The sequence below is a fragment of the Ensifer sesbaniae genome (genome assembly GCF_013283665.1).
In the GTDB taxonomy this organism is placed as follows: Bacteria; Pseudomonadota; Alphaproteobacteria; order Rhizobiales; family Rhizobiaceae; genus Ensifer; species Ensifer sesbaniae.
In genome coordinates, this window is record NZ_JABEKU010000001.1 from 3373714 (window position 1) to 3397315 (window position 23602).

26 protein-coding genes are annotated in these 23602 nt (G+C 63.8%); 10 read left to right on the top strand and 16 right to left on the bottom strand.

Annotated elements, in window-relative coordinates:
- Nucleotides 1-51: 51 nt before the first annotated feature.
- The 5 genes from BHMPCIPO_RS16410 to sdhC all read right to left on the bottom strand — a co-directional run bounded on the left by BHMPCIPO_RS16410 (nt 52) and on the right by sdhC (nt 4339).
- Nucleotides 52-597 (bottom strand): protease inhibitor Inh/omp19 family protein, encoded by a 546-nt coding sequence (locus tag BHMPCIPO_RS16410; protein ID WP_173517755.1) that lies wholly within the window; start codon nt 595-597, stop codon nt 52-54.
- A 303-nt stretch (nt 598-900) separates the two neighbouring features.
- Nucleotides 901-1680 carry a succinate dehydrogenase iron-sulfur subunit gene (locus BHMPCIPO_RS16415; RefSeq protein WP_173517756.1) on the bottom strand — a complete coding sequence of 260 codons (780 nt, stop codon included), beginning with the start codon at nt 1678-1680 and terminating at the stop codon, nt 901-903.
- Nucleotides 1681-1698: 18 nt separating this feature from the next.
- A complete protein-coding gene (sdhA, locus tag BHMPCIPO_RS16420; RefSeq protein ID WP_173517757.1) occupies nt 1699-3540 on the bottom strand; it encodes a succinate dehydrogenase flavoprotein subunit in 1842 nt (613 codons plus the stop codon).
- Between the two features lie 7 nt (nt 3541-3547).
- The gene (gene sdhD, locus BHMPCIPO_RS16425; RefSeq protein WP_173517758.1) at nt 3548-3928 is read right to left on the bottom strand and encodes a succinate dehydrogenase, hydrophobic membrane anchor protein; all 381 of its coding nucleotides are present in this window, start codon (nt 3926-3928) and stop codon (nt 3548-3550) included.
- A gap of 18 nt (nt 3929-3946) precedes the next feature.
- Complete coding sequence (gene sdhC, locus BHMPCIPO_RS16430; protein ID WP_173517759.1) at nt 3947-4339, bottom strand: succinate dehydrogenase, cytochrome b556 subunit; 393 nt, start codon at nt 4337-4339, stop codon at nt 3947-3949.
- Nucleotides 4340-4644: 305 nt separating this feature from the next.
- Here sdhC and BHMPCIPO_RS16435 point away from each other — a divergent pair, with 305 nt between their 5' ends.
- Nucleotides 4645-5451, top strand: coding sequence for a hypothetical protein (locus BHMPCIPO_RS16435; RefSeq protein WP_173517760.1), 807 nt, complete (start codon nt 4645-4647; stop codon nt 5449-5451).
- Between the two features lie 20 nt (nt 5452-5471).
- Here BHMPCIPO_RS16435 and BHMPCIPO_RS16440 read toward each other — a convergent pair whose 3' ends face one another.
- The 6 genes from BHMPCIPO_RS16440 to tsaD form a co-directional block, all read right to left on the bottom strand.
- Nucleotides 5472-5885, bottom strand: a complete 414-nt coding sequence (locus tag BHMPCIPO_RS16440) for a DUF1761 domain-containing protein (protein ID WP_173517761.1) — start codon at nt 5883-5885, stop codon at nt 5472-5474.
- A gap of 51 nt (nt 5886-5936) precedes the next feature.
- Nucleotides 5937-6602 carry a class I SAM-dependent methyltransferase gene (locus tag BHMPCIPO_RS16445; RefSeq protein ID WP_173517762.1) on the bottom strand — a complete coding sequence of 222 codons (666 nt, stop codon included), beginning with the start codon at nt 6600-6602 and terminating at the stop codon, nt 5937-5939.
- 66 nt (nt 6603-6668) lie between these two features.
- Nucleotides 6669-7100, bottom strand: coding sequence for an EVE domain-containing protein (locus tag BHMPCIPO_RS16450; protein ID WP_173517763.1), 432 nt, complete (start codon nt 7098-7100; stop codon nt 6669-6671).
- 6 nt (nt 7101-7106) lie between these two features.
- Complete coding sequence (locus BHMPCIPO_RS16455; protein ID WP_173517764.1) at nt 7107-7400, bottom strand: YciI-like protein; 294 nt, start codon at nt 7398-7400, stop codon at nt 7107-7109.
- A 77-nt stretch (nt 7401-7477) separates the two neighbouring features.
- Nucleotides 7478-8461 (bottom strand): NAD(P)H-dependent glycerol-3-phosphate dehydrogenase, encoded by a 984-nt coding sequence (locus tag BHMPCIPO_RS16460; protein ID WP_173518195.1) that lies wholly within the window; start codon nt 8459-8461, stop codon nt 7478-7480.
- 39 nt (nt 8462-8500) lie between these two features.
- Nucleotides 8501-9595, bottom strand: coding sequence for a tRNA (adenosine(37)-N6)-threonylcarbamoyltransferase complex transferase subunit TsaD (gene tsaD / locus BHMPCIPO_RS16465; RefSeq protein ID WP_173517765.1), 1095 nt, complete (start codon nt 9593-9595; stop codon nt 8501-8503).
- A gap of 74 nt (nt 9596-9669) precedes the next feature.
- Between tsaD and hemC the strand changes: the two genes are divergently transcribed.
- From hemC to BHMPCIPO_RS16495, 6 genes are all read left to right on the top strand, one after another.
- Nucleotides 9670-10599 (top strand): hydroxymethylbilane synthase, encoded by a 930-nt coding sequence (gene hemC, locus BHMPCIPO_RS16470; RefSeq protein WP_173517766.1) that lies wholly within the window; start codon nt 9670-9672, stop codon nt 10597-10599.
- Between the two features lie 4 nt (nt 10600-10603).
- Nucleotides 10604-11314 (top strand): uroporphyrinogen-III synthase, encoded by a 711-nt coding sequence (locus tag BHMPCIPO_RS16475; protein ID WP_173517767.1) that lies wholly within the window; start codon nt 10604-10606, stop codon nt 11312-11314.
- Nucleotides 11315-11470: 156 nt separating this feature from the next.
- A complete protein-coding gene (locus BHMPCIPO_RS16480) occupies nt 11471-12745 on the top strand; it encodes a COG4223 family protein (protein WP_173517768.1) in 1275 nt (424 codons plus the stop codon).
- Between the two features lie 11 nt (nt 12746-12756).
- On the top strand, nt 12757-14409 hold the full coding sequence (locus BHMPCIPO_RS16485; protein WP_173517769.1) for a heme biosynthesis protein HemY: 1653 nt from the start codon (nt 12757-12759) through the stop codon (nt 14407-14409).
- A 26-nt stretch (nt 14410-14435) separates the two neighbouring features.
- The gene (locus BHMPCIPO_RS16490) at nt 14436-14915 is read left to right on the top strand and encodes a tellurite resistance TerB family protein (RefSeq protein WP_173517770.1); all 480 of its coding nucleotides are present in this window, start codon (nt 14436-14438) and stop codon (nt 14913-14915) included.
- A gap of 1 nt (nt 14916) precedes the next feature.
- Nucleotides 14917-15657 carry a glutamine amidotransferase gene (locus BHMPCIPO_RS16495; RefSeq protein WP_173517771.1) on the top strand — a complete coding sequence of 247 codons (741 nt, stop codon included), beginning with the start codon at nt 14917-14919 and terminating at the stop codon, nt 15655-15657.
- Nucleotides 15658-15686: 29 nt separating this feature from the next.
- Here BHMPCIPO_RS16495 and BHMPCIPO_RS16500 read toward each other — a convergent pair whose 3' ends face one another.
- Nucleotides 15687-16928, bottom strand: coding sequence for an MFS transporter (locus BHMPCIPO_RS16500; RefSeq protein WP_173517772.1), 1242 nt, complete (start codon nt 16926-16928; stop codon nt 15687-15689).
- Between the two features lie 134 nt (nt 16929-17062).
- Between BHMPCIPO_RS16500 and BHMPCIPO_RS16505 the strand changes: the two genes are divergently transcribed.
- Both BHMPCIPO_RS16505 and BHMPCIPO_RS16510 read left to right on the top strand, forming a co-directional pair.
- The gene (locus BHMPCIPO_RS16505) at nt 17063-17356 is read left to right on the top strand and encodes a YggT family protein (RefSeq protein WP_113535285.1); all 294 of its coding nucleotides are present in this window, start codon (nt 17063-17065) and stop codon (nt 17354-17356) included.
- 2 nt (nt 17357-17358) lie between these two features.
- Nucleotides 17359-17676: a DUF167 domain-containing protein gene (locus BHMPCIPO_RS16510; RefSeq protein WP_173517773.1), complete on the top strand. Its 318-nt coding sequence runs from the start codon at nt 17359-17361 to the stop codon at nt 17674-17676.
- Between the two features lie 57 nt (nt 17677-17733).
- Here BHMPCIPO_RS16510 and ppa read toward each other — a convergent pair whose 3' ends face one another.
- Complete coding sequence (ppa, locus tag BHMPCIPO_RS16515) at nt 17734-18267, bottom strand: inorganic diphosphatase (protein WP_173517774.1); 534 nt, start codon at nt 18265-18267, stop codon at nt 17734-17736.
- 158 nt (nt 18268-18425) lie between these two features.
- Between ppa and BHMPCIPO_RS16520 the strand changes: the two genes are divergently transcribed.
- A complete protein-coding gene (locus BHMPCIPO_RS16520) occupies nt 18426-19025 on the top strand; it encodes a hypothetical protein (RefSeq protein WP_173517775.1) in 600 nt (199 codons plus the stop codon).
- A 39-nt stretch (nt 19026-19064) separates the two neighbouring features.
- Here the strand turns inward: BHMPCIPO_RS16520 and BHMPCIPO_RS16525 are convergent, their stop codons facing one another.
- From BHMPCIPO_RS16525 to BHMPCIPO_RS16535, 3 genes are all read right to left on the bottom strand, one after another.
- Entirely contained in the window at nt 19065-19571 is a 507-nt protein-coding gene (locus BHMPCIPO_RS16525; protein ID WP_173517776.1) for a GNAT family N-acetyltransferase, read from the bottom strand.
- Nucleotides 19572-19897: 326 nt separating this feature from the next.
- Nucleotides 19898-21724, bottom strand: a complete 1827-nt coding sequence (typA, locus tag BHMPCIPO_RS16530; protein ID WP_173517777.1) for a translational GTPase TypA — start codon at nt 21722-21724, stop codon at nt 19898-19900.
- A 199-nt stretch (nt 21725-21923) separates the two neighbouring features.
- Nucleotides 21924-23486 (bottom strand): alkaline phosphatase D family protein, encoded by a 1563-nt coding sequence (locus tag BHMPCIPO_RS16535; protein WP_173517778.1) that lies wholly within the window; start codon nt 23484-23486, stop codon nt 21924-21926.
- Nucleotides 23487-23602: the final 116 nt, after the last annotated feature.

Genomic DNA, 23602 nt, shown 5'->3' on the forward strand with positions numbered 1-23602 from the left:
CGAGATGGGCCGGAAAACAAAAGCCCGGCGCGAGACCGGGCTGAAAAAGCGTCAGCGGCTGAGGCTGACCGGCTGGCCGCCATTGGTCGAGCCGTCGAAACGGGCATCGGCCGTCTTGTAGAGACGGGCGATGGCATTGCCGCTGCGGTCCTTGAGAACCACTTGCTTGCCGGCCACTTCCCAGGACCCCATGGTCGTCAGCTCGCCGGCGCAGCCGCGCGTGCCGCCGCGCGAGCCGGAGCCGAGATTGGTAAGCGTCAGGAACATGTCGCAGGAGCTGCCGGCGCTCGATACGCGCCAGTTGCCGACCATCGACTCCTTGGTGACGTCAAGTCCGCCGCCCGCCGTGGCAGCGACCTGCGTGCCAGGCTGCTGAACCGTGCCGGGCGTCATGGTCCCGCTCGTCGGTGCAGCCGGGAATTGCGAGGTGTTTCCGGTCGGCGCCGGAAGCTGGTTCGACGAAACCGAGGGAACCGGTGCGGCCTGAATGGGAGCGGGTGAAGCATCCTGGGAACTGAAACCGCCCATCGACGTCCGCTGGCATCCGGTCAGCGCAAGCACAACTGCCAGCCCCGCCGCCGCATGAAAAACCCGCATATCCCTACTCCTGTTCGTGTCCGCGAACCATGATGCAACGCGATAATATAGGCCGAAATACAGCAAATCCACCGGCCAAATCAAGGGACGACGATTCCTGCCGATCTGTTGCAGGATTGAAACGTCTGGCCAAAGTGCAAGCCAGCCCGCGCCACATGGCCTCAACTCGAGGTCGCGAGCGACGATCTGTTGATTTGCGTCCCGCAATCGCGGATTGCTCGACCGGCACCGCCGGCCAACATGTCGAAATGAAAGCGGCGGGCCCGGGACCCGCCGCTTTCGCAATCGAATTCTGCCTGTCGATCAGAGGCGGCGCTCGACCAGCATCTTCTTGATTTCGCCGATCGCCTTAGCCGGGTTCAGGCCCTTCGGACAGGCCTGCGCGCAGTTCATGATCGTGTGGCAGCGGTAGAGGCGGAAGGGGTCCTCGAGATTGTCGAGACGCTCGCCGGTCGCTTCGTCGCGGCTGTCGATCAGCCAGCGATAGGCCTGCAGCAGAACCGCCGGACCGAGGTAACGGTCGCCGTTCCACCAATAGCTCGGACAGGAGGTCGAGCAGCAGGCGCACAGAATGCACTCGTAGAGGCCATCGAGTTTCAGGCGATCCTCATGGCTCTGCTTCCATTCCTTGGCCGGCGTCGGCGACACCGTCTTCAGCCACGGCTCGATCGAGCGGTGCTGGGCGTAGAAGTTCGTCAGATCCGGCACCAGGTCCTTGACAACAGGCATGTGCGGCAGCGGATAGACCTTCACCGCGCCCTTGATCTCGTCCATGCCCTTGGTACAGGCGAGCGTGTTGGTGCCGTCGATGTTCATCGCGCAGGAACCGCAGATGCCTTCGCGGCAGGAGCGGCGCAGCGTCAGCGTCGGATCGATCTTGTTCTTGATGTAGAGCAGACCGTCGAGCACCATCGGGCCGCAATCGTCGATATCGATATAGAAGGTATCGATGCGCGGATTGGCGCCGTCATCCGGGTTCCAGCGATAGATGCGGTATTCGCGAACGTTGGTCGCGCCCTGAGGCTTCGGCCAGACCTTGCCTTCCGTCATCTGCGAGTTCTTGGGGAGAGCGAGTTCAACCATGTGGCTTATTCCTCAAGATCAGTAGACGCGCGCCTTCGGCGCGATCTTCTTGGGATCGATGCCGTCGGCGATCAGGTCGGTATGGACAGGGCGATAGTCGAGCTTGACGTCGCCGGCCTCGTTGACCCAGGCGAGCGTATGCTTGCGCCAGTTGACGTCGTCGCGGCCGCCGAGCGGGCCCTCGGTGAAGTCCTCGCGGGCGTGCGAACCACGGCTCTCCTTGCGCGCTTCCGCGCCATAGATCGTCGTGATGGCATTGGCCATGAGGTTTTCGAGTTCCAGCGTCTCGACGAGGTCGGAGTTCCAGATCATCGAGCGGTCGGTGACCTTGATGTCGGGAAGTTCCTTCCAGATCGCCGAGATGCGCTTGCAGCCCGATTCCAGCGATTCCTGGGTGCGGAACACGGCTGCGTCTTCCTGCATGGCGCGCTGCATCTTTTCGCGCAGCGCCGCCGTCGGCGTGCCGCCATTGGCGTTACGCAGGCGGTCGAAGCGGTCCATGATCCGGTCGCAGGCGGCCTTGTTGAGTTCCGGTATCGCCTCGTTGCGGTCGATCACCTGGCCGGCGCGGATGGCGGCGGCACGGCCGAAGACGACGAGGTCGATCAGCGAGTTGGAGCCGAGACGGTTGGCGCCGTGCACCGAGGCGCAGCCGGCTTCGCCCACCGCCATCAGGCCGGGCGCGACGCGTTCCGGATTCTGGCCGTCGGCGTTCAGGACTTCGCCCCAATAGTTGGTCGGCACGCCGCCCATGTTGTAGTGCACCGTCGGCAGAACCGGGATCGGCTCGCGCGTCACGTCGACGCCGGCGAAGATCTTCGCCGATTCCGAGATGCCCGGCAGGCGCTCGTGCAGCACGGCCGGATCCAGGTGGTCGAGATGCAGGAAGATGTGGTCCTTGTTCTTGCCGACGCCGCGGCCTTCGCGGATTTCCATCGTCATGCAGCGCGAGACGACGTCACGCGAGGCAAGGTCCTTGGCCGAGGGCGCATAGCGCTCCATGAAGCGCTCGCCTTCGGAGTTGACGAGGTAGCCGCCTTCGCCGCGTGCGCCTTCGGTGATCAGGCAGCCCGCGCCGTAGATGCCGGTCGGGTGGAACTGGACGAATTCCATGTCCTGCAGCGGCAGGCCGGCGCGCGCGATCATGCCGCCGCCGTCGCCCGTGCAGGTATGTGCCGAGGTCGCCGAGAAGTAGGCACGGCCGTAGCCGCCGGTCGCCAGCACCACCATCTTGGCGGCGAAACGATGGATCGTGCCATCGTCGAGGTTCCAGGCGACGACGCCGGTGCAGCGGCCATCATCCGACATGATCAGGTCGAGCGCGAAATACTCGATGAAGAATTCGGCATTGTTCCTGAGAGACTGGCCGTAGAGCGTGTGCAGGATCGCGTGGCCGGTACGGTCGGCGGCAGCGCAGGTGCGCTGAACCGGCGGGCCTTCGCCGTAGTTCTGCATGTGGCCGCCGAAGGGCCGCTGGTAGATCTTGCCTTCCGCGTTGCGCGAGAACGGCACGCCGTAATGCTCGAGTTCATAGACCGCCTTCGGCGCTTCCATGGCGAGGTACTGCATGGCGTCGACGTCGCCGAGCCAGTCGGAACCCTTGACGGTGTCGTAGAGGTGCCACTGCCAGCTGTCCGGCGTCATGTTCTGCAGCGAGGCGGCGATGCCGCCCTGGGCGGCAACCGTGTGCGAGCGGGTCGGGAAGACCTTGGTGATGCAGGCGGTTTTCAGACCCTGTTCGGCCATACCGAGGGTCGCGCGCAAGCCCGCGCCGCCGGCGCCGACGACGACGACGTCGAAGGCGTGATCGACATATTGGTAGGCCTTGCCGTTTGCAGCAGGTGAATTGTTCGATGCCATGGCGAAATTACCCTGCAAAAGCGATCTTCAGGATGGCGAAGAGACAGAGCCCGCCAACCGCGATCGGGAAAAACGTATTGAGCATGAGAAGGGCGATCTTCATGCCTTCGCCATGCACGTAGTCCTCGATGATCACCTGCATGCCGAGACGCATGTGGATCAGGCCCGAGAGCACGACGAGGGCCATGACGACCGCGACGAAGGGGTTCGCAAGCGCGGCGACGACATCCGCGTGAGGGGCGCCTGCGTAGCGAACGAGGAAGATGACGAAGAAGATCAGGAGCGGAACGTTGGCGACCGCCGTCAGGCGCTGGCGCCAGAAGTGATCGGTGCCTTCCTTGGCGGAACCGAGACCGCGGACCTTGGCGAGAGGTGTGCGCATATCCATGGGTGTCTTTCCTCTCAGTTAGCGGACGAGATAGCCGACCACCCAGATCAGCAGCGTGAGCGCCACCGAACAGATGATCGTCGCCTTGGCCATCTTCGTGGCGAAGTGCTTCTCGTAGCCGTAGCCGAGATCCCAGACGAAGTGGCGCAAGCCTCCGAGCATGTGGTGCACCAGGGCCCAGGTGTAACCGAAGAGCACCAGCTTGCCGATCAGCGTGCCGAACAGCCAGCTAACCCAGTCGTAGTAGGCCGCACCCGATGCGGCGGCGATCAGCCACCAGGCAACGAGGATGGTGCCGAAGTAGAGCGCGCCGCCGGTGATGCGGTGCACAATGGACATCACCATCGTCGGGATCGGTTTATAGATTTGAAGATGCGGCGAGAGTGGCCGGCTTCTTGTGACATTCGTCATCGGAACCTCACGGAATGCCCGGATTTTCGCCCAAGAAACTGGACGATTTTAGTCCGGTATCGCACCTGATTGTGCGCAATTCAGTCATTCGGACCTTTAATCACCATAATGCTTAACGACAAGTGTGTTTGCGGTGCAAAATCAATTTAATCGATTAGACGAATTGCGCCATTTTTCTGCCTGCCGGAGACATGGGCATCCGTTAACGATACCAGCAAAAAGCCAAGCAATTCCGTGACTTTCCGGCGAAAGTGGCCCAAGGTGATCTTAACGATTTGTTAAGCGTCATCCGGAGGGCGAACAGAATGACTCTGTTCAGGGCAATCCATGCGACCAAAGTGCTAGCGCTCGCCGGCCTGGCCATCGCCACGACCTGCATCCCCTTGGAGGCCCGCGACTGGGGCGGAGCACGCGGCTTTCAGACGCGCACCAACCATATCCGCATGTATTCGGACCGCTCAGGCTATCGCAGCGGCTGGAACCGCAATCACATGCCGCGTCGCGACTGGATGGCCAACAATGGGCTGCCGGAAGTGAACACGCGCACCCGGCATGTTCGGCTCCCCCGATATCGCCCCTACCCGGGCCACTATGCCGGGCGCTGGGAACATCGCGGCGGATGGGTTCGTGACAGGGCAGGCAATGACATCTGGACCTCCGGGGGCCGCCGCCACGACGGTCGCCCACGCATCGCCGATGGCCTGCCGGAAGTCGAGACACGCACGCGGCATGTTCTCCTCCCGCAATACCGTCCCTATCGCGGTGCCTATGCCGAACACTGGGGAACCGGCGGCGGGTGGGTTCGCGACCGGGCGGGGCGCGAGATCTGGACATCCGGTGGCCAGCGCCGCGACTACCGCCCGAGCTACTATGGCGGCGATGAGTATCCGGACATGATCCCGGGCATCGGCACCTATGTCGGCGGCATTTCCGCCTATGTCGACCTCGGCAACGGCATCTATTTCAACCAGGAAGGCGATTACGGCTATGCCGACGGCGGCGAGTACGCGCCGCCACCGCAGGCGAAACGCGGCAAGATCATCAATGTCACGCCGCAAACGATGAACGGCTCCTGCGCCTATGAACACGGCGTCTGCGTGATCCGGCGGTAGCCGCAGCGCTTCCGGCCGAATCAGCCCGTCACGCCCATGGCGCCGATGATGGCGCCCATCGCCAGAAGCACGAGCAGCCAGTGTACCCCGTCGATCAGCGACAGGTCCCAGCCGAAACCCTGATAGCGATGGTTGACGACGAGGGTTGTGGCGACGAAGCCGAGCCAGAGGAAGAAGCCCGAGGCGATGCCGTTGACGAGCGTCACCTCGTCCGGACCGAGATGGCCGACGACGCCGGCGACCATGGTCGCCATCACCAGTTCCGAGGCGAAGGAAATGGCGAAGAGTACGGGCGACATCTGCGCGCTTGCGGGATCGATGCGCGCTGCCTTCATCCAGGGCTTGCCGAGAACGCCGTAATAGACCGCGCCAATGATGAAAGCCGCGATGGCGGCCATCAGCACCGCCAGATAGTTCATGCCCGCAAATGCCATGTCCGATCCCCTTGTTTTTTTGAGGGATTGGAATCGAAGGCCTTTGGGCTGTCAACCGTCCGTGTCCGCGGCAGCCCCGAAGCGCCAGACGGTCGTGCGCTTGATCTCGCTGTCTTCCAGTGCGCGCGTCACGGGAACCTCGTAAGTCGCAAGCGGCGTCATCATCTCGCGCGGGCAATAGGCACGGCCGGGATCGCCGACGATCACCGTCACGCCTTTTGCCGCCATTTCCGAAAACCACGGCTTCAGCCGGTCGGCGAAAGCCTTGTCGTAGAAGACGTCGCCGGCGAGGCAGACATCGGCCCGAAGGTCGCGGCCGGTCACGTCCTCGCCCGTATAGGAAAGCGTGACGCCGTTGAGATCGGCATTGAGCCGGACCGCCGTTTCCGCCCAGGGATCGATATCGGCAGCGAGAACCGAGGCCGCGCCGGCCTTCATCGCGGCGATCGCCACCAGACCGGAGCCGGAGGCGAAATCGACGACCTGCCTGCCGCGCACCACCTCCGGATGATCGAGGATATAGCGCGCAAGCCCCTGCCCTCCGGCCCAGGCAAAGGCCCAGAACGGCGGCGGCAGGCCAATCTCCTGCAATTCCTCCTCGGTCTTCAGCCAGAGCTCATGCGCCTCGGTTGCCAGATGCAGGCGGACCTCCGGCACGTGCGGCGGCGAGAGCACACCGGTATTGGCGAGAATGAAGCTTTCCGGATCGGTCTTCAAACAACTCTCCAAGCGTGATCCGAAAGGCGGGGAACCGGTGTCGGACCAATCATGCGGAAAAACAAACTACCGCGGCGGATTGTCGAGCCCGCCCATACGGCAGACCTCGATCCATTCGTCCTCGGTCACCGGCTGCACCGACAGGCGCATGGAGGTGACGAGCGACATCTTGGCGAGCTTCGGGTTTTCCTTGATTTCCTTCAGCGTCACCGGACGCGGCATGTCCATCACCGCGCGGATCTCGACGCAGTCCCAGCGGGCGTCACCCTCTGCGGTCGAATCCGGGTGCGAAAGCGCCGAGACCTCGGTGATGCCGACGATCTCCAGGCCCTCGTTCGAGTGATAGAAGAAGCCCTTGTCGCCGATCTGCATCGCCCGCATGTTGTTGCGCGCCTGATAGTTGCGCACACCGGTCCACTCGGTGCCCTTGGCGCCCGCATCCTTCTGCATCTGCCAGGACCATTTGAATGGTTCGGACTTGTAGAGCCAGTGCGCCATCGCCGCTCAAGCCTCCGGATTGTTGAAGACCCAGTTGAAGGCCTTGATCTCGACCTTGGAGAAAAGACCCGCCTTGGCATAGGGATCCGCTTCGGCGAAAGCACGGGCTTCGCCGATGGTCTCGGCCTTGACGATCACCAGGCTGCCGGTCGGCTTGCCGTCGTCGCCGAGGAACGGGCCTGCCATTTTCAGGATGCCCTTGGCGTTGAGATCATTGAGATAGGCGACGTGATCGGGGCGGGTATCGAGCCGAAGCTGCAGCGCGCCTGGGTGGTCGGTGCAATGAAGTGCGAAGAGCATGCTTCCTCCTGGTGTTGTCGTTTGGCGCGGGATGCAAGCGGAAACCGCCTTACACTTTTCCTCATCCCGCTGCCGGATTATTCCTGGGTAATCGGGCGTGTCATCAATTGTTCGAGAGCGGTGCGGACATCGAGCTTGCCGTCGATGATCGCCGCCACCGCTTCGGTAATCGGCATTTCAACCCCGAGATCATGGGCGACACGGGCGGCGACCGAGGCAGCAAACGCCCCTTCGACCAGTTCGCCCTTGCGCCCATCGGCGCGGCCGTTCTTGCCGAGCGCGATGCCGAAGCGCAGGTTGCGCGACTGGTGGCTGGTGGCCGTCAGCACGAGATCGCCGAGGCCGGAAAGCCCGCGCACCGTATCGGCCTCGCCACCCTCTGCGGCAATGAAGCGCGACATCTCGGCAAGGCCGCGCGATATCAGCGCCGCGCGGGCGGAATCGCCGAGACCTGCACCCTCGACGATGCCGCAGGCAATCGCCAGCACGTTCTTGAGCGCACCGCCGAGCTGGACGCCGATGCGATCCTCCGACGGGTAGAGACGGAAGGTCGGGCCTGAAAGCACCTCCGCCAGCATGGTCGCCGTTTGGGCATCGGCCGCAGCGATCACCATCGCAGTCGGCAGCCCCTTGGCGATGTCGGCGGCAAAACCGGGACCCGAGAGCACGCCAATCGAACGGCCGGGCAATTCCTCCGACAGGACATCGGTCAGCAACCGGCCGGTTGCCTGCTCCATGCCCTTGGCACAGGTGACGATCGTGGCGGCGACATTGATCTGCGGGCCATATTGCCGCGCCGCATCGCGATGCGCCTGAGACGGCATGGCGAAAAGAACGACCTCGGCATCGGCCAGAACGGAGACGTCGGCCGTATGTTTCAGCGCTGCAGGCAGGTCGATGCCCGGCAGGTGCTCCTCGTTGCGACCGGTGCTTTGGCACGCCGCTACGGTCTCCTGGCGGCGGGCGAGCAACGTCACGTCGCTGCCTGCGGCCGAGGCCGCAACCGCTGCGAGCGCGGTGCCAAAGGCGCCGGCACCGACGACGACGATCTTCGGCCCGATCTTGGAATTATCGTTCATCTCTATCCGTCACATTCTGCATCATGCCTTGGCGCCGCGTTTGCCAGAGCCAAGCAGTGCCTGTGCCTGGGCATCGAGCGGCCAGCGCGAGCGCGGCGCGACGTCGAGGCCATCGGCCGCCATGCCCGCCGCCAGGCGTTCCGCACCGGCCCAGGCGATCATCGCGGCATTGTCGGTGCAGAGCGAAAGCGGCGGCGCGATAAACTCGAAACCGAATTGGGCGCACAGGGTCTGCAGCGTCGAGCGCAGCACCTGGTTGGCGGCAACGCCGCCGGCAACCACCAGCGCCGGGCGCGCCACGCCGGCATGCTCCGCCTTGAAACGCTTCAGCCCGCGACCGACGCGATCCTTGAGCGTGCGCGAAATCGCACGCTGGAAGGAAGCGCAGATATCGGCGATGTCCTCATCCGTCACCGGCTCCAGCGATTGCGCCGCCTGGCGCACCGCCGTCTTCAGACCCGAAAACGAGAAATCGAGCCTCGCGTCACCGACGAGCGGGCGTGGAAAATCGAAACGTTCGGGGTTGCCGGCAAGTGCCGCACGCTCCACCGCCGGGCCTCCCGGATAGGGCAGGCCGAGCAGTTTCGCCGTCTTGTCGAAAGCCTCGCCGAGCGCATCGTCGATCGTCGTGCCCCAGCGCTCGTATTCGCCGACGCCCTTGACGAGGATGAGCTGCGTGTGGCCGCCGGAGACGAGCAGCATCAGATAGGGGAAGGAGAGCCCGTCGGTCAGCCGCGCCGTCAGCGCGTGGCCTTCGAGATGGTTGACGGCGTAGAGCGGTTTGCCCGTCGCCCGCGCGATCGCCTTGCCGGTCATCAGCCCGACGATCAAGCCGCCGATCAGACCGGGACCACTTGTCGCAGCTATGGCATCGATGTCCGAAAGCGTCACACCTGCGCGCAGCAGCGCTTCCTCGATCAGCGTATCGAGCGCCTCGACATGGGCGCGCGCTGCGATCTCCGGAACCACGCCGCCATAGGCGCTGTGCTCTTCCAGCTGGCTGAGAACGACGTCCCCGAGAATGTGGCCCTTGCCGTCGGAATCGCGCAAAATGACGGAAGCGGCGGTTTCGTCGCAGCTTGTTTCTATGCCGAGGATGCGCAGGGGCGGAGACATCAGAGTATACTCAAAGATTGCGGTCGCACCGAAAGGTGGGTACACGGAACTCCGGTAACAATGGATAGCCTTTGATGCAAACAAAACCTTTACGGATCGGCACGCGCGGCAGCCCGCTGGCGCTCGCTCAAGCCCATGAAACGCGCGATCGGCTCGCAGCGGCGCATGGCCTGGCGCCGGAAATGTTCGAGGTCGTGATCCTCTCGACCAAGGGCGACCGCATCACCGACCGCTCGCTCGCCGAGATCGGCGGCAAGGGCCTGTTCACCGAAGAGATCGAACAGCAGTTGCTGTCGGGCGAGCTTGATTTTGCCGTGCATTCGTCCAAGGACATGCCGACTAAGCTGCCGGACGGGCTCTGTCTTTCCGCCTTCCTGCCGCGCGAGGATATCCGCGACGCCTTCATCGGCCGCACGGCGCGCAAGCTGATGGAACTGCCCGAAGGCGCGACCGTCGGCTCCTCGTCGCTGCGCCGCCAGGCGCTGATCCGCCGGCTGCGCCCGGATCTCAACGTCATCACCTATCGCGGCCAGGTGGAAACACGGCTGCGAAAGCTCGCCGAGGGCCAGGTGGACGCCACGCTGCTCGCCTATGCCGGCCTGAAGCGGCTCGGCATGACCGACGTCGTGACCGAACTGCTCGACCCCAAGGATTTCCCGCCGGCCCCAGCACAAGGCGCGATCTGCATCGAGAGCCGGATCGGCGACAGCCGCATCAACGATCTGCTCGCCGCGATCGACGATCCGCGCACGCACGAGGCGGTCGCCTGCGAGCGCGGTTTCCTGGCAACGCTCGACGGTTCCTGCCGCACGCCGATCGCCGGTCTCGCCACCTCTGATGGCACCCATCTCAAATTTTCCGGCATGATCCTCACGCCCGACGGCCAGACTCATCATCGCGTCACGATCGAAGGCAAGGCCACCGACGCCGAAGCGCTCGGCAAGAAGGCCGGCGTGGAAATCCGCGCCAAGGCCGGTCCGGGCTTTTTTGCAAGCTGGACCTGAGCCGATGCGCGTGCTCGTCACCCGGCCGCTTCCCGCCGCCGAGGCGACGGCACGCCGGCTGGAGGCTGCCGGCCACCAGCCGATCCTCCTGCCGTTGATGCGGGCCAAACATCTCACGGCCGTTGCCACGGCGGCGCTCGAACAACCATTTGCCGCCATCGTCCTGACCAGCGCCGAAGCCGTTCGGGTGCTCGCAGCGCTGGGCAGTGAAATGGAAAAGCATCTGAAAACCCCGTGCTTCTGCGTCGGCGAAGCGACCGCACGGGCGGCAGGGGAGCTTGGCTTCACCGATATCCGCGTCGGCGACGGCACCGGCGAAGCGCTGGCCGGGCTGATCGTTTCGGCCGGCACCTTGCCGAAACAGCCCCTCCTCTACCTGACCGGTTCGCCTCGCTCCGACGGTCTCGAACGCACGCTCCGCCAGCACGGCGTCGAACATAGAGCGGTCGAATGCTATCGCATGGAACCGATCGCGCACGCGCCCGGCGCGTTGCACGATCTCGCGCAGGCCGGCCGGCCCGACGCCGTCCTGCTCTATTCGCGGGAGACGGCTCGACGGCTCACGACATTGCTGTCGGAGGCCGGTTTGGACGCTGCGTCCTTCGCCCCGCGCTACCTTTGCCTGAGCGCTGCCGTTGCCGGGGCGCTGCCGGGCAACGTCATGTCGCAGATTGCCGCAAAGCCCGATGAAGAAAACCTTTTTAGATTGCTCTAAATTGGGGTGAGGAGATGTGTGGCCGGTTTTCCGCCCGCATTCCGCGCTAGTCCGACGCCGATTCGGTCAAAATCGGAACGGAGGGGCTTTCCCTCACCGGTCCGGCTGACTAGGTTTGAGAGAAGAGCCGACAGGCACCAACGGGAAGAGGTCACCATGGTATCGGAAAACCCGCCGCGCCGCTCGAAGTCCGAGAAGGAACCGCTGACGATCGACCTCGAAGCGGAAAAAACCGTTGCGGAATCGGAGGCCGAAGCCAGCCGCGAGACGGTGACGGACGTTGCAGCCGCAAGCCCGGCAAGCGACGCGGAGGCGGATGACACGGCAACGGACAGCAGCGACGACAGCGCCGCCGGATCGCGTCTGGAAGAAGAGATCGAGGAGCAGCGTGCCGATGCGGCCGCAGCCGTCTTCGCCGAAGAGCCGCCCCACGCGGCACATGAGCCGGAGCCGACGCTGCGGCAGAAACCGGTATCGAACTCTGGCGCGCTTGCGGCCGGCATCGTCGGCGGCCTCGTGACGCTGCTCGGCTTCGGCGGCCTGCAATATGCGGGCATCGTCCCCGGACTTGGCCCCGATCGTGGCGCTTCCGGCATCGAGCAGAACATCTCCGGTGAACTGCAGGCGCTGCGCGACCAGATCGCAGCACTGCCGACGTCCGCAGCAGTCGTCGACAACACGGCGCTCGAAACCCGTGTCGCAGCCCTGGAGCAGTCTGCCTCCCAACCCGGCACGAACGGGGCGCCCAGCTCCGAGGTCGAAACGCTGAAGGCGGAGATCGACACGCTCACCAAGGAGCTTGCAGGCCTGAAGACGGCGCTTGCCGATGCGCAACAGACGGCAACCGCCGAGAAGGCCGAGCTCACGAACCGCATCGAATCTGCCGAGCAGAAGCTCAGCGAGCCGGTCAACGACATCCAGATGGCCAAGGCGGTCGCGGTCACGGCGCTGAAGTCGGCAATCGATCGCGGCGGTCCCTTCCTTGCCGAACTCGATGCCCTGCGCAGCATCGCACCGGGAGAGCCCGCCGTCGCCGCTCTGGCTAAGGATGCCCAGGTCGGCGTGCCGACCCGCACCGAGCTGCGCCGCGAATTCCCGAAAACCGCCGACGCCATGCTCGACGCCCTCAATCAGCCCGATCCGAATGAGGGCATCTTCGACCGGCTGGTGTCCAGCGCCATGTCCGGCATTCGCGTGCGCCCCGTCGGCAGTGTCGAGGGTGAAACGCCCGAAGCCGTCATCGCCCGCATCGAGGACAAGCTGAACAACGGCGATCTCAAGGGCGCCGCTCTGGAATGGGATGGCCTGCCGGATGCCGCCAAGCCGGCGGGCGAGACCTTCAAGGCCAAGCTCGACCAGCGTTTGCGTGTCGAAGCCGCGATCGATGCCGCCGTCGCCGCGACGATGGCAAAGCCAAGCACAGAGGGCTGAGGGTACCAGATATGATCCGCATTCTGATTTTCATCCTGATCGTGCTCGGTCTCGGCCTCGGCTTCGCGTGGCTCGCGGACCGACCGGGTGAACTTTCGCTGATCTGGCAGGGTCAGCTCATCGAGATGAGCCTGATGCGCGCTGCGTCACTCCTGATCTCGCTGATCGCCGCGGTGCTGATCGCCGTCTGGCTGATACGTACCATCTGGCTCTCGCCGCACACCGTCACCCGCTATTTCCGCGCCCGCAAGCGCGACCGTGGCTACCAGGCGCTTTCGACCGGCCTGATCGCCGCCGGCGCCGGCGATGCCAACCTCGCCCGCAAGATGACCGCCCGCACCCGCGGATTGATCAGCGCCGACCAGGAGCCGCTGATCCATCTGCTCGAAGCGCAGACCGCCCTCATCGAAGGCAAGTACGACGATGCGCGCCGCAAGTTCGAACTGATGGCCGACGATCCGGAGACCCGCGAGCTCGGGCTCCGTGGCCTCTATCTCGAAGCCAAGCGCCTCGGCGCGCACGAGGCCGCCCGGCAATATGCCGAACGCGCCGCCGAGAAGGCACCACATTTGCCCTGGGCAGCGCTCGCGACGCTCGACAGCCAGAGCCAGGCCGGACAGTGGGACGATGCTTTGCGTCTCCTCGACCAGAGCCGCGCGGCCCATGTGGTCGAGCGCAAGGAAGCCGACCGCAAGAAGGCGGTGCTTTTGACCGCTCGAGCGATGACCAGGCTCGATGGCGACGTGAAGGCGGCGCGAGACGATGCGCTCGCCGCGCTGAAGCTCGACGAACATCTGGTGCCGGCGGCGCTGACCGCCGCCAAGGCACTGTTTCGCGAGGACAACCTGCGCAAGGGGGCCTCGATCCTCGAAAAGAACTGGAAGCACGAGCCGCATCCGGACGTGGCGCGGCTCTATGTGCGCGCCCGCGGCGGCGACACCGCCGTCGACCGCCTGAAACGGGCGCGCAAGCTCGAAGCCCTCAAGCCCAACAATGCCGTGGCCATGGCTGCCGTCGCCGAAGCCGCGCTCGAAGCGCGCGAACTGCTTCTCGCCCGTACCAAGGCGGAGGCCGCCGCCAGGCTCGACCCGACCGAGAGCATCTTCCTGCTGCTCGCCGATATCGAAGAGGCGGATACCGGCGACGAGGGCCGCATCCGCCACTGGATGGCGCAGGCGCTGCGCAGCCCGCGCGACCCGGCCTGGACGGCCGACGGCGTGACGTCACCGACCTGGCTGCCGGTCTCGCCGGTCAGCGGGCGGCTCGATGCGTTCGAATGGAAGGCGCCGCCGCATACGCTTTCGGCGACCGTCGACCACGAGCAATCGAATGCCGACGCGGCGATCCGCAGCCTGCCGCCGGTGGCGGTGGAGCCGCATGCGCATGAACCGGCACCCGCAGCCCGCCGTGGCGAAGCGCCCGTCATCCTCGAAGCCGAACGGGAGGAGGCAAGCCCGGAACCGCAGCCGATCAAGGTTACGGAGCGCAAGCCATCCGAGCCGATAGCCGACAAGGCTCCGGTCAAGAAGACGGAGAAGGAAGAGGTTACCAACGGCGAGCGTATACCCGATCCTTTCTTCGGCCGTCCGCCGGATGATCCCGGCGTGCGCGATCCGGCCGCCGGCGAGAGGGCGCCGGAAAAGACTGGTTTCCGACTGTTTTGAACTCTCATGGGGTTGTGGCGAAATATATGCTTGAACGCTTACGAACGTTTCTCGACGGCCTGACCGGCCCGGCGACGCGGATAGAGCATGGCGATCCGCGCGTGGCCGTCATCGCCCTCTGTTTCCAGGTGATGGAAGCCGATGGCCGGATCCTCGCGTCCGAACGGCGCAAGATGCGGTCAGTCATCAAGAAACACTACAAGCTCGACGATGCCTCGCTTGCCGCGCTGATCGAAGCGGGGGAGACTGCGGAAAGCGAGGCGATCGACTTCTACCAGTTCACCGCCGAGATCAAGCGCCACCTCTCGGAAGAACAGCGGATCGAACTCGTCGGCATGCTCTGGGATATCGTCTATGCCGACGGCGAGCGCAGCGAGATGGAAGACCACGTGATCTGGCGGATCGCCGATCTGCTCGGCGTCTCCGGTCGCGATCGGGTGCTGCAGCGGCAGGTGGCTGCGGCGAGAAGCGACACCGTCGAAGCCGAGCCGCAACAGGAAAACTGAAATGCCGATGCCGGACACCAGCGCCCGAAAGCCGATCCTGATCATCCTGCATCAGGAGCGGTCGAGCGCCGGCCGTGTCGGCCAGATCCTGGAGCAGAAGGGCTTTCGGCTCGACATCCGTCGGCCGGCGCTCGGCGATGACCTGCCGCCGACACTGGAACATCACAGCGGCACGATCATCTTCGGCGGCCCGATGAGCGCCAATGACGAGGAAGAGTTCGTTCGCCGCGAGATCGACTGGCTGTCCGTGCCGCTCAGGGAGAACAAGCCCTATCTCGGCATTTGCCTCGGTGCCCAGATGCTGGCGCGCAATCTCGGTGGCTCCGTGGCGCCGCATCATGAAGGCATGACCGAGATCGGTTGGTATCCGCTCATCGCGACCGAAGCCGGCAAGGCGCTGATGGACTGGCCGGCCATGGTCTACCATTTCCACCGCGAAGGTTTCGACCTGCCCGCCGGCGCCGAACTGCTGGCGACCGGCGACACCTATCCCAACCAGGCGTTCCGCTACGGCGACAATGCCTGGGGCATTCAGTTCCACGGCGAACTGACCCGCGCCATGATGCACCGCTGGGTGGTGCACGGCGCCCACCGCTTCGAGATGCCGGGCGCCCAGGTGGGCAAGGCGCATCTCGACGGCCGCATGCAGCACGACGGGCCGCTGCGCACCTGGATGGAAAACTTCCTGGAACTGATCTTCCTGCGCGACGAGCGGCCGAAATCAAATCCGACAAAAGCGTAAAGCGGCCTGCCCCTTGCGCCGTGTGCCCGCTACTTGTGGTGATCGGGCACGTCCAGCGTGTCGATCCTGCGCAATTGCGGGAAACCGAGCGCCCAGAGCCCGGACACGAGCAGCGTTCCCATGCCGCCGAAGACCACCGCAAAAACGGCGCCGAAGCCGGATGCCATCATGCCGGCGCGGAATTCGCCGAGCTCGTTGGATGCACCGATGAAGACCATGTTGACGGCGTTGACCCGGCCGCGCAGCTCGTCCGGCGTCCAGAGCGTGATCAGGATTTCACGCACATAGACCGAGATCATGTCCGCAGCGCCCATGACGACGAGCGCGGCGATCGAGATCCAGGGCGTCGCCGAAAGACCGAAGACAACGGTGCCGAGCCCGAAGAGCGCCACCCCGGTGAACATGTAGAAGCCGGCGCGGTGGCGGATCGGGTGCGCCGCCAGCCAGACCGCCATGCTGACGGCACCGATGCCGGGAGCGGCGCGCAGGAGGCCGAGACCCCAGGGACCGAGATCGAGAATGTCGCGGGCAAAGACCGGCATCAGCGCGACCGCACCGCCGAGCAGCACGGCGAAGAGATCGAGCGATATCGCGCCGAGGACCACCTTCTCCGCCTTGATATAGCGGAAACCTGCGGTGATCGTCTCCCAGCTCTGGGCCGCGGCTTGCGTGCGCGCTGCCGGTTTCGGGATCGCGAAAACCATCAGCGCCGAGGCCAGAAAGAAGCAGACGCCGACGGCATAGGGCGCAACGGCGCCGAGCGCATAGATCAGGCCGCCGGCAACCGGACCGACGATCATCGCCGTTTGCCAGGACGTGGAATTCCAGGCAATCGCATTGGGCAGATCTTCGGGCGGCACGAGGTTGGGCGCCAGCGACTGCGACGCGGGCGCCAGGAAGGCGCGTTCGATGCCGAAGACGATCAGGACCGCATAGACCGGCCAAGGTGAAAACAAGCCGGATATGGTCAGCAACAGCAATACCGTCGCGCAGAGCGTGCTGACGACCATGCAGATCCCCATGATCATGCGCCGGTTGTAGCGGTCCGCAGCTGCGCCGGTAACGAGGATCAGCACCAGGGACGGCAGAAACTGGAAGAGGCCGATCAGGCCGAGATCGAAGGGATCGCGGGTGAGATCATAGATCTGCCAACCGACGGCGACCGAGATGATCTGGATGGCGAAATAAGCCAGGAACCGCGAGAAGAAATAACGGCGATAGCCGACATGCCGAAAGGCGGCAAAACGATGCGAGGCATGAACGGCGGACATGCGGAAGAGACTCCTGCTGAGGGTCGGTTATCACGCGTTCTCACGTTAAACATGATCGCGCCCGATAAACCGGCGTACTTGCTCGTTTAGGTCTCAATGTCTACATGTCTGTCAATAACGATTTGGAGACCGGCATGCTTGCTGTTATCGGCACCTTGAACTTCATCATCAACATCGCGTGGTTTCTGGTCATCGCGTCGGCCATCTTTTCCTGGCTCTACGCGTTCAACGTCATCAACGTGAACAATCAGGCGATCAACATGATCGGCCGCTCGCTCTACCAGCTGACCGAGCCGCTCTATCGCCCGATCCGCCGTGTGCTGCCCGACATGGGCGGCGTGGACCTGTCGCCCCTGGTGGTGCTGGTGATCCTCTATTTCATCCAGCTCTTCCTGAACACGACGATCGCACAGGCGCTGCTTGGCTGACGATGGCCAACCCGGCCTTCACCGCGCATGGCGACCACGTTCGCCTGACGGTACGCTTGACGCCGAACGGCGGTCGCGATGCCATTGATGGCCTGGAAGCGGCCGCCGACGGAGAAGAACATCTGAAAGTGCGTGTCAGCGCGGTTCCGGAGAAAGGCAAGGCCAACCAGGCGCTGATTGCCTTTCTCGCGAAGAAGCTCGGCCTTGCCAAGAGCAAGCTCTCCCTCATTTCAGGCGATACGCAGCGTAAAAAAATCCTCCGGATCGATGGCGACCCGGAGGACATTTTCAGACGACTTGCAGAACTTGTCGGTCGGTAGCGCAGTTCCAGGAAAACTCTGAAGCGGTCTTCCATCCGGAACTGCGCCGCTCGAAGCTTACTTGGCGCCCTTGGCGCGCTCGACGGCTTCCTTGATCAGCTGCCTGGCGGTGGAAGCATCCTTCCAGCCGAAGATCTTCACCCACTTGCCGGGCTCCAGATCCTTGTAGTGCTCGAAGAAATGCTCGATCTGCTTGAGCGTGATTTCCGGCAGGTCGGTGTATTCGACAACCTTGTCGTAACGCTTGGTCAGGTGCGACGACGGCACGGCGATGATCTTTTCATCCTGGCCGGAATTGTCTTCCATCATCATCACGCCGATCGGGCGGACGTTGATGACGCAGCCGGGAACCAGCGGACGGGTGTTGCAGATCAGAACGTCGATCGGGTCGCCGTCGTCCGAGAGCGTATGCGGCACGAAGCCGTAATTGCCCGGATAGGTCATCGGCGTGTAGAGGAAGCGGTCGACGACCAGCGTGCCGGCTTCCTTGTCCATCTCGTACTTGATCGGATGGCCGCCGACGGGAACTTCAACGATGACGTTGACATCTTCTGGTGGATTCTTTCCGATGGAAATCGCGTCGATGCGCATGGACTACTCCAGGGTCAGTTGAGAAGTGTGCCCGTCGGATAAAGGGAAACATGCCGCGATGCAACATAACTTTCGTCCGTAGCGCAGATTCAACCGCTCGTTTTGTCTTCGCGAAACGTCTTGCTGGAGTGCCCAAATCTCGTTCGAGGGAGATGACGATGAACGGAAAGGTTGCAGTCGTGGCGCTGGTCTTGTTGTCCGCCGGACCGGTGACGGTCAATGAGAGCGTCTACATCGACATCGGCCGTGACAAGTGCAAGACGATCGAGGAAGAGGAAGGCATGTATGTGCTGATGACCTGCCCCGGGCACGCCGATTACCCTGTTCGGTTCAAGGAAGCCGACATCCGCCAGAGCGTCTCCTTCGGCCACCTGAACCAGCGCTACGCCGACGATGCCTTCGAGAGCTTCATCCCGTTCAACCATACCGGCACGACGGTGGAGTGGCGGATTGCCAGGGGCGGCACCCCGGTCGCGACGATCTTGCGCTGGTTTATCGAGAACGCGGACGCCTCGGGCGCCTCGGTCCCCGCGCTTCAGGGCCAGGTCCTCGTCGTCTCCAAGGTCGCGCAGAAGGATGACGGCAAGGGCTGCGTCGCCGGCTATGTCGATGCGCTTGCCAATCCCGATCCGAACGCCCTTGCCCGCAAGATCGCCGACGAAGTGGCGCCGACCTTCCGCTGCGGCATCGACAAGGCCAGCTATCACGGCACGCGCGGCGACAAGGCGGCCGAGCCCAACAATCAGCTGCCGGAATAAGCCCTCGATTTCAGGGGGTTGTCCGCAGGGCGGAGCGGATCAGTTCCAGACGAAGCCGACCTTCTTCAGGTGCTTGTCGCCGAAGTCTTCCATGCCTTCGGCAATATCGGTGCCGCCGGCGCCCTGGAAGAACTGGTAGGCGTGTTCGCTGTCCTCGAGGCACCAGACGACGAGGCCGCGGCAGCCGAGCGAACGCAACAGGCTCTTGGCTTCGCCGAAGAGGATGCGTCCGAGACCGATTCCCTGATATTCCGGCCTGAGATAGATCTCGTAGATCTCGCCTTCCTGCGGCAGCGCCTTGGCGCGGCTAAGGCCGAGCGTTGCATAGCCGGCAATGGTTCCGGCAACGTCAACGACGAGCAGCGTCGCCGGCCCGCGCGTCGCTTTGCGCCACCACACTTCATCGCGGCGGTTGACCATCTGAACCAGCGGACGATGGGGAATGAGACCGCCATAGGCCTGCAACCACGAAACGCGGTGCACGTCGGCAATCGCCGCCGCTTCCTGCGGCTCTCCAGGCCGGACCTCGATCGAAACAGTCTTCATGACTCGCGACTCTAAACGCACACAGGGCGAACAGGAATCCCGCCCGGTTGCCGGCCAGCGTTAACCCACAGGCAACTTTAACGGCTCCCTGTGGAAGGTTAACGCCTTTTTAACTTTATCCGCAAGTCGCCCATCCGTGGCACACACAGCAAAAAACCCCGGATCGCTCCGGGGTTTCATAGTCGACGAAGTCGCAGCATGGGACTGCCCCTCACCCTGGCCCTGTCCCCGCAAGCGGGGAGAGGGGACTTGAGCGAGCGCGGCATTTCCCTTCTCCCCGTCTGCGGGGAGAAGGTGCCGGCAGGCGGATGAGGGGCATTCTTCCTTTACGCAGCGCCGGCGGTGCGGGCCTTTTCGAAGCGCTTGCGCTCGTTCGGGTCGAGATGCAGCTTGCGCAGGCGGATCGACTTCGGCGTCACTTCGACGAGTTCATCGTCCTGGATCCAGGAGAGCGCGCGCTCGAGCGTCATGCGGATCGGCGGCGTCAGGCGAACGGCTTCGTCCTTGCCGGCGGCGCGCATGTTGGTGAGCTTCTTGCCCTTCAGCACGTTCACTTCCAGATCATTGTCGCGGGTGTGGATGCCGATGATCATGCCGGCATAGACCTTCTCGCCGGCGTCGATGATCATCGGGCCGCGGTCTTCCAGGTTGAACATCGCGTAGGCAACCGATTCGCCGGCGTCGTTCGACAGGAGAACGCCGTTCACGCGGCCGCCGATCTCACCCTTGTAAGGCTGGTAGTCGTGGAACAGGCGGTTCATGATCGCCGTGCCGCGGGTGTCGGTCAGAAGTTCCGACTGGTAGCCGATGAGGCCGCGGGTCGGCGCGAAGAACACCAGGCGGACGCGGTTACCGCCGGACGGACGCAGCTCGACCATTTCGGCCTTGCGCTCCGACATCTTCTGCACGACGACGCCGGAATGCTCTTCGTCGACGTCGATGACCACTTCTTCGATCGGCTCGAGCAGCTGGCCGTTGTCGTCCTTGTGCATGACGACGCGCGGACGCGACACGGCCAGTTCGAAGCCTTCGCGGCGCATGGTCTCGATCAGGACCGCGAGCTGCAATTCGCCGCGGCCGGAGACGAAGAACGAATCCTTCTCGGACGATTCTTCGATCTTCAGCGCGACGTTGCCTTCCGCTTCCTTGAACAGGCGGTCACGGATGACGCGGCTCGTGACCTTGTCGCCTTCGGTGCCGGCAAGCGGACTATCGTTGACGATGAAGGACATGGTGACGGTCGGCGGGTCGATCGGCTGGGCGGTCAGTGCTTCGGTGACCGACGGGTCGCAGAAGGTATCGGCGACGGTGCCCTTGGTGAGGCCGGCAATCGCGACGATGTCGCCTGCCTGGGCCTCTTCGATCGGCTGACGCTCGATGCCGCGGAAGGCAAGAATCTTCGAGATACGGCCGGATTCGAGCAGCTTGCCGTCCTGACCGAGGACCTTGACGGCCTGGTTCGGCTTGACCGAGCCTGAGTGAACGCGGCCGGTGATGATGCGGCCGAGGAAGGGGTTGGCTTCGAGGATCGTTCCGATCATGCGGAACGGGCCGTCGGCAACCGTCGGCTCCGGCACGTGCTTCAGGACGAGATCGAGTAGCGGCGCCATGCCCTGGTCCTTCGGACCTTCGGGAGCGACGTTCATCCAGCCATCGCGACCCGAACCGTAGAGGATCGGGAAGTCGAGCTGCTCGTCGGAGGCGTCGAGATTGGCGAAGAGGTCGAAGACCTCGTTGATGACTTCCTCGTGGCGGCCGTCCGGACGGTCGATCTTGTTGATCGCGACAATCGGCTTCAGGCCGACCTTCAGCGCCTTGCCGACGACGAACTTCGTCTGCGGCATCGGGCCTTCGGAAGCGTCGACGAGAACGATGGCGCCGTCCACCATCGACAGGATGCGCTCGACTTCACCGCCGAAGTCGGCGTGGCCGGGGGTGTCGACGATGTTGATGCGGGTTCCCTTCCATTCGACCGAAGTCGCCTTGGCAAGAATGGTGATACCGCGCTCTTTTTCGAGGTCGTTCGAGTCCATGACGCGTTCGGCAACGCGCTGGTTTTCGCGGAACGAGCCCGACTGCTTCAGGAGCTCGTCAACAAGGGTCGTTTTCCCATGGTCGACGTGCGCGATAATCGCGATGTTACGAATGCTCATTTTTCGTCTCGGAGGTTCAGGGCAAGCCCCGATGGGCCACGCCGCTTTTTCAATGGTCGCGCTCATACAGGTTTTTTTGCGATTGCGAAAGGGGGCGCGCGCACGAGCGCCGCGTTCAAATGCCGGTAGGCCATGGGTTTGCACCCGCCGGGGGTCTCGCAAACAGGGTTTGGGAAGCGGCCGACCCGGACCAGATTCGTCATGCAATCGCGGCCGGATCGAGCGTCACCCGCCAGAGTTCCTGGTCCTGCCGGTCCATCAAACGGACCGTCATCTGCTCCGTCTGGCCGTTGATATCGACGATGCCGAAGAACTGCAGACCGGCCGATGGCGGCAGGTTGCTGTCGATGCCGCCGCCGGACGCCTTGATGAAGCGGACCTCCGGCCCGAAGGTCATGTCGAGTTCCTTCGGCCCATAGGTGCCGGAATGAAGCGGCCCCGACACGAACTCCCAGAAGGGCGTGAAGTCCTTGAAGGCAGCGCGTTCGGGATCGTAGCGATGCGCGGCGGTGTAGTGCACGTCCGCCGTCAGCCAGACGAGGTTGTTGATGCCATTGTCGCGGATGAAGGTGAGGAGATCGGCGAATTCGCGCTCACGTCCCTGAGGCGCACCATTGTCGCCATTGGCGATCGCGTCCGAACCGCGCCTGTTGGCATAATCGTCCCAGACGACGAGTCCAACAGGCATGTCGCAGGCGATCACCTTCCAGACCGCGCGCGAGGCGGCAAGTTCGCGCTTCAGCCAGTCCGCCTGCCGCCAGCCGAACAGCGCGCCGCCGCCCTCGCCCTGGTTGGCGCCGCGATAGGACCTGAGATCGACGAAGAACACGTCGAGCAGCGGCCCGTAACCGACCTTGCGGAAGATGCGTCCGGGCTGCGTCGCCGGCGTGCGGATCGGCGTCATTTCGTTGAACGCCCGCGCCGCCCGCTCGGCATAGACGGCGACATCCTTTTCCGGATAGCGCGGATCGTCGCGAAGATCGGTCGAGGCCGACCAGTTGTTCAGGACCTCATGGTCATCCCACTGATAGAAGGTGGGGCAGACGGCATTCAGCTGCCGGACATGCTCGTCGAGCAGGTTGTATTTCCATTGGCCGCGATATTCTTCCAGCGTGCGCGCCACGTCGCGCTTCTCATGCGTGACCACCCGGTTCTTCCAGACGCCGCCATCGCGAAGCGGGACCTCGTCGGGGATGGGATTGTCGGCATAGATCGTATCGCCGGAATGAATGAAGAAATCCGGCTCGTGCAGCCGCATGGTCGAATAAGTCTTCATACCGATATCGTCGATGCCCCAGCCCTGGCCCGCGGTATCGCCGGACCAGACAAACCGGACCGAGCGCTTGCGCAAAGGGGCGGTGCGAAACTGGCCGACCACCGGCTCGGAGACACGATTGACATCATAAAGATCGGTGGCGGTGAAACGGTAGAAGATATCCTGGTCCGGCAGCAGCCCGTCGAGCGAACACTTGACCGCGCAATCGGTTTGGGGCGTCGCCGTGAGATCGGCAAGCCGAACCGAATTGGCGAAGCTCTCGGTCGTCGAATATTCGACCGACACGCGCGACGGTCGATCCACTCGTGTCCAGATCATGCCGGAGGATGTATCGACATCGCCCGATTGCACGCCGTGAATGAACTCCGGTCGGCCGTAGCCTCTGGCATAGAAGGGTGTTGCAAGGCCGGATGAGGCGACGAACCCCGCGGCACCGGCGGAAAGCAGGAAAGAACGCCGGGAAAGCGTCTTGAGGATATCGGCCAAACAGACCTCCGATTCGGCAGCGCGACCGCGCGTGCCGGACCTTTGGTCATGCCGATGTCAGCGACGTAACAGCCGCATGAAACTATTTGAACGATTTGGCGACAGTTCGGTGAAGG